6 protein-coding genes and 1 pseudogene are annotated in these 5,276 nt (G+C 61.7%); 1 reads left to right on the top strand and 6 read right to left on the bottom strand.

Annotation, left to right across the window (positions count from 1 at the left end):
* From JC607_RS25715 to JC607_RS24930, 6 genes and pseudogenes are all read right to left on the bottom strand, one after another.
* Window positions 1–367, bottom strand: a pseudogene (locus JC607_RS25715) (hypothetical protein); the annotation flags it as partial.
* A 74-nt stretch (window positions 368–441) separates the two neighbouring features.
* On the bottom strand, window positions 442–783 hold the full coding sequence (locus JC607_RS24950) for a gene transfer agent family protein (RefSeq protein WP_198839407.1): 342 nt from the start codon (window positions 781–783) through the stop codon (window positions 442–444).
* A complete protein-coding gene (locus JC607_RS24945) occupies window positions 780–2,018 on the bottom strand; it encodes a phage portal protein (protein WP_198839406.1) in 1,239 nt (412 codons plus the stop codon). Before JC607_RS24945 ends, JC607_RS24950 begins: the two co-directional genes overlap by 4 nt.
* A 654-nt stretch (window positions 2,019–2,672) precedes the next feature.
* The gene (locus JC607_RS24940) at window positions 2,673–3,365 is read right to left on the bottom strand and encodes an MgtC/SapB family protein (protein ID WP_198839405.1); all 693 of its coding nucleotides are present in this window, start codon (window positions 3,363–3,365) and stop codon (window positions 2,673–2,675) included.
* A 414-nt stretch (window positions 3,366–3,779) separates the two neighbouring features.
* The gene (locus JC607_RS24935) at window positions 3,780–3,980 is read right to left on the bottom strand and encodes a hypothetical protein (protein WP_198839404.1); all 201 of its coding nucleotides are present in this window, start codon (window positions 3,978–3,980) and stop codon (window positions 3,780–3,782) included.
* Between the two features lie 243 nt (window positions 3,981–4,223).
* The gene (locus tag JC607_RS24930; protein ID WP_092898656.1) at window positions 4,224–4,430 is read right to left on the bottom strand and encodes a cold-shock protein; all 207 of its coding nucleotides are present in this window, start codon (window positions 4,428–4,430) and stop codon (window positions 4,224–4,226) included.
* 220 nt (window positions 4,431–4,650) lie between these two features.
* Between JC607_RS24930 and JC607_RS24925 the strand changes: the two genes are divergently transcribed.
* Entirely contained in the window at window positions 4,651–4,905 is a 255-nt protein-coding gene (locus tag JC607_RS24925) for a DUF982 domain-containing protein (RefSeq protein WP_198839403.1), read from the top strand.
* The last annotated feature ends 371 nt before the right edge of the window (window positions 4,906–5,276 follow it).

The following is a 5,276-nucleotide window of genomic DNA, read 5'->3' as shown; positions in this document are numbered from 1 at the left end:
ACTCACAAACATGAATCCGCAGATCAGAGGAATAGCGCAACAAAGCCACCTGGATATTGGCGAAGTTCCAGCGAAGGACGGGGTGCCCGCCATGTTGCAGCTTGCGGGCAAGGATAGCGCGTTCAAGGGTGATGATCGCGGGGGCCATGGTCACCCAGCCCTGCCGCATGGACACGGCGGGATAAACAAAGCCGGTTGCGTCCACCCGGCCTTGCCGTTCGCATTTCAGCGTGAAGCCCTTGCTTTTGAGCTGGCGGATTGCCCGGTTGATGGAATTGAGTTCGGTCGGCCCGGCCTTGTCATAGGCAAGGATCGCCAGCTCGGGGGTGGTGAAGGCACGGGCTTCGCCCAATGCAACCAGGATCACGCGCTGGATGCGGCCTTAGCGGACGGCCTTTGTTTCCGGGCTCAATGCAGTGTCTTTGATTGCAATCGACTTGCTCATGCCGCTGCCCCCTCGGTCGTTTCGGGATCGGTCAGGGGTGCCCCGGTCATAAGGTGGTCGATGATCTGGACGGCCAGCGCGAAGCCCTCCAGGACCGGGCGCGGCGTGACATAGGCGGCGATCAGGGCAGCGGCTTCTTCCGGGCTGGTGCCGCCCCCTATCAGCGCGAGGCGGATAACGTGGTGCAGGTCCAGAAGTTTGAAATCGCTCTGCATGATGCGGCGCGAAAAGCCTCCGATGCCCTGGTCGGTGAGGCGTTCAAGCTCGGTGGCAAGTTCGGGTGCCAGGATCAGGTCGCGGGGTTTATCCCCAAAGAAGGTGGAGGTCTGGGCGGTCATTCGTCGCCCCCCTCGGTGCCGGGTTCGGTCGAGGTGCCCGGTGCGGGCGTGGTGCTGGTCGAGGTGTAGGGATTGGAAAGGTCATCCCCGCCGGGCAGCGGCGGAAGGTTCAGGCCCTTGCGCACCTCGTTCGCGGTCATGGCCCCCATGCTTCGATACTGCCCGTATGCGGTGGCACGGGTGGCGAAGTCGCTGCGCAACAGGGCATCGGTCAGAAATTCGGCATAGATCCGGGCGCGGTCGGCGCGGTCGATGAGTTTCAGGCGGATTTCTTCGGTCCAGACGCGAAGCCAGCGATCCAGGGTATGGGTCAGGAATTGTTGCCCGCCCGTCTCGGCATTGCTCCAGGTCTGGCGGCTGTAATCCATCAGCGAGACCGGAGGGACGCGGAAGATGCGGGCAATCTCAGCCACCGCGAATTGCCGCATTTCGTGGCATTGAGCGTCCACGCTGGAAAAGGCCAGGGGCGTAAACGATCCGCCTTCTTCCAGAACCGCGGTGGCACCGGCATTTGCGCCAGCGGTTGCGGCCTGCCATGAGCCTTTCATGCGCTTGGCGGAGTCGTCGGTAAGTTTGTTCGGAAAAGACAGGATGCCGGAAGGCCTACCGCCGTTGCCGAAAAGGTTTGCGGCATAGCGTTCGAGGGCAAGCGCCAGGGCAATGGCCTCTTTGCAATCCTGCACCGGGCTTGCGCCCCTGATCCCGTCAACGCTGGGGGCGGCGATGTGCAGCACGTCCCGGCGGTCGAGGATGCGGTTTGCGGTCTTGCCGGTGGTGAGCCGGTAAATCGGTTCCCCGCTGGTCTGGTCGCGTTCGATCTGGACGGCGGCGGGGTCGAGGCGGTGAAGCTCTCTCGGGGTGCCGGTCCCGTCCCAGACAATGGCGGCAAACCCGTTGCCGTGCAGGAGGGCGTCACGGGTCAGTTGCTCCCGAAGGCCCCCGGCGCTGGTCCATTCGTTTGCGTCACCGGAAAGAAGCTCGGCGGCGGGATGATCCTCGGCGCAGTCCCGTGCCCCGTTCTGGCCCCGTTCGTACAGGTGCAGGGGAAGGCATCCCAGAGCTTCGGAGATTGCTTCCACGGCAGCGCGGACGGGTGCGCAGCGCATCGCACTGGCGGGCGTGATGGAAATCCCGGAAGCGGCGGGCACCACGCCAAACAGGGCAAGAAGCTCAGGGCCAAGCGCACGGGTTTCCGACGCCTCTGCTTGCGCAATTAATTGCGCAGGCTGTTTCATCTTGGATCTGATCGAGAAAGGCCAAGCCATAGTCACCACGCGCAATCATATTAGGATTGTGCTGCGGATGAGACTACCGCTCCATCTTCACTCAAAGGCCACACGGCGGAAGATCAGCGCAAATAAATTAACCCGTAGACTGCCCCCCTGTCAATCTTGGATCAACAGAGGATTTCAAGGGGGCTGGGGGATGCGTGTTTATGAGGGGTGAACTGGTTCTATTTTCGCTATCTTCTTTACCTTTCCCGGAACCCGGAAAAACTTGGCCCTGGATACCCTTTTTCTGACTGAAAGGAAGAAATAGGTCGGATCAAGGATATGAACGTAGTGAATATACTTCGTGTATGGACTAGCTCGCTGACTAGCTCACCGACTAGCTCAAGCCTGTTTCTTTCGTTGACTTGGAAAGCCCAGATTTTCCAGGCGTCCCGACAATCACCATCAGCTCCTCTAACGTCTGAGGGTATTCTTCTTCTGGCTCGATTTGTGAAGGCTGCACAACGTACGGAAGTGGTTGCGGCTGCGGCTTCTCGGCAAATCGCGCCGGGCTTGGGCCGGTACGAGAAGCAATATGGAGGGATGCGGCCTCGCGCTCCGCCCGGGCATAGTTTGGGGCGTCAGTGCGGCGGGTCTGGTGGGCTCGGCCTGCGCCTCCTAGCCCTCTTCCGAGGCCGACCAGCGCAATCGCAACAGGCCCGGCTCTGCTGCGATACGTTGCACTGCCTGTTCCAGCCGGGTCTCGACAGCCGCGTCACCGCTGACGGTGGCAATCAGTTCCACCGCGTCGCCCGCCATGCGCAGCTCGATCCCCGTCAGAGGCAGCCCGCTCAGCGCGAGCGTGCCCAAAAGCAGGCTGCGGGCTTGCGCCTCCTGCGCCGCCGGGACAAAAATCCTCACAGTGAATGGCCGATGTCCGCCGCCCGCCGCCCCCATCCGACGCTTCATCCACTGAACAAATGGCCGCAGCGCGAAATTCACGAAAACCACCAGCCCCGTGGCGACCAGAGCGTAATCCCAGTGGCCTCCGCCCGCGAGCAGTCCCACTGCTGCGGCGCACCAAAGCGTCGCGGCGGTGGTCAGGCCATGGACATTGGCCCCGTCACGGAAAATGATCCCGGCGCCCAGAAAGCCGATCCCGCTGACCACCTGCGCCGCCACACGGCTGGGGCTCATATCGCCGTCGATCAGGGTAGAAAACACCATATAGGCCGCCGCCCCAAGGGCGACCAGAGCGTTGGTCCGCAGCCCGGCTTTGCGCTGCCGGATCTGCCGTTCCATTCCGATCAGCGCGCCGCACGCGACGGCGACAGACATATTGGCAGCAGCTGCAAGCAGATCGGCAGGCATCGGGCGCTCCCTGTGGGGAGGGCAACGTTACGCCATCTCGCGCCACCTTGTCACCTGCTTGTGACGATCCGCCCTCCTCCGGGAGGCACGTTGTGCGAGGGAAGAGACGAGGTTCGCCTCGCAGCCTGGGCGGCATGCCGGCGCCTCGCTGCTGCAGCGCCCGCTTTCAGAATTTCCGGTGCGTCATGCAGTGTCAGGCCGGCCCGGGTTGCCCATGCCTGAAATGTGGCCGCGAAGTTCGCCGGCGGCTCCTCAGGCAACAGAGACCGGCAGGCTGGCCCGGCGGCAAAGCGCCCCGCCAGGATATGCGCCCTCCCGGTAAAAAGCGCCACGCAGTGGCGAGCGCAGGGAGCGTCCCGGACGAGAAGCCGGGCCGCCCGAAACCGAGACCGGCCGCTTTGAGGGATTCCGAGGTCAGGCCTTGCGCCGAAGCGCCTCTTTGTTTCGCTCGGCCTCAAGACCTGCCATGAAATCCCTGTGCTTCTTGCGGGCCGCCGTTGCCCTCTGGATTTCCGCGGGGGTCGCCGGGCGGGCCAGATATTCGGCGAGGTTGAATGGCGTTTTCTGGGAAAAATTGGTCAATGACGTCTCCAGTGCAGCCAGCTGCCAGCTCATTGGCGGACAGATCAGGCGGAAAACATCCGCCCCATACGCAGAAACGCCCGGAGTATTGTCCTCCGGGCGTCTTTTCTGTCTTCCGACCTTCCACCATTTTAACCGCGTTTGCGATTCGGCCCGAGCAGTAAACGCCAGCAAGACCGGCGCAGGATCGGCGATTTCGGCTGATCAGATTGCCGTTTCAGGATGGGCCGTGGTTCGTCTCGGCGATCCGTCACAACCGAACGGATCAAAAAAATATCAGGCGAGCTTGATGTTGATCGCCGATTCGCGGCCATCGCGGCCTGCTTCGATGTCGAAGGTCACTGCCTGACCATCGTCGAGGCCACGGATGCCAGCACGTTCCAGCGCGGTGACGTGGACGAACACGTCCTTACGGCCACCCTCAGGAGCGATGAAGCCGAAGCCTTTGGTTGCGTTAAACCATTTCACGGTGCCATTGGCCATCGTGATATCCTTTTCTGATACATGCCGCCCACAGGAAGTGACAGCCCGGCACAAGCGATTATCGAAAACTGCGCCGAATGGATCAGGGTTCAAAAACGTAGATGCAGGCGATTCTTACCATGAAAGCTCGCCTGTGGCAAATCCCGGATCTTCCTGCCCGCATCCCGTTGGAAGAAACCGGCCGGTTGCAAACTGCCCGGGCAGTATCCATATAGCAAGAATGATAGAAACAGACTGGGGCAAACCCCTGCACATCGCCGTCACCCCCCAGGGTGATATCCAGAAATTCACCACAATCGAACAGGCGCGGTACTGGCTTCGCAAGCGCTGGCCGGTGGAAGACGACGCGCGGACCACGGCGCTCACCCGGATCGAGGCCGCCATGGCATGCCTTGGGAGCGTTGGCTCCGCCAGACGGGCCTTCCTTGCGGCAGTCAGTTCCGCCGGATTCAGGTCAGAAACCCTCGTCGCCTGAGCGCTGAAACGAGACGCAAGAGCCGCCCCATTCCCTGGGCGGCTCTTTTGGTTTGGGCAACCTTCAGGGCAAATGATCTCCGGACATATTGCGTTCAAATCCGGATCAGATCGGTTTCGATAAGAGAGTCCGCAGAGGAGTCCTCCGGCGGATCCCCTTATCCACCCCGCTCCTGCGTCAGATGATCATGATCCCGCTGCGACGTCGCCATCTGCAGTGGCGCTTGACCACGGCGTCGAACGCGCTATCGATCGTCTTGACCGACCGGTGATCGCATGAATGCCTGGGACAGAAATCTCGGGCAAATGCGCGGCATCTTGGACCTGTCCCGGTTCTGTTCCGGTCTTCTGAGAGCGATGCTCTCTTCAAAG

The organism is Paracoccus sp. IB05 (assembly GCF_016405985.1).
In the GTDB taxonomy this organism is placed as follows: domain Bacteria; phylum Pseudomonadota; class Alphaproteobacteria; order Rhodobacterales; family Rhodobacteraceae; genus Pseudogemmobacter.
This window is presented reverse-complemented; position numbering and strand designations above follow the sequence as displayed.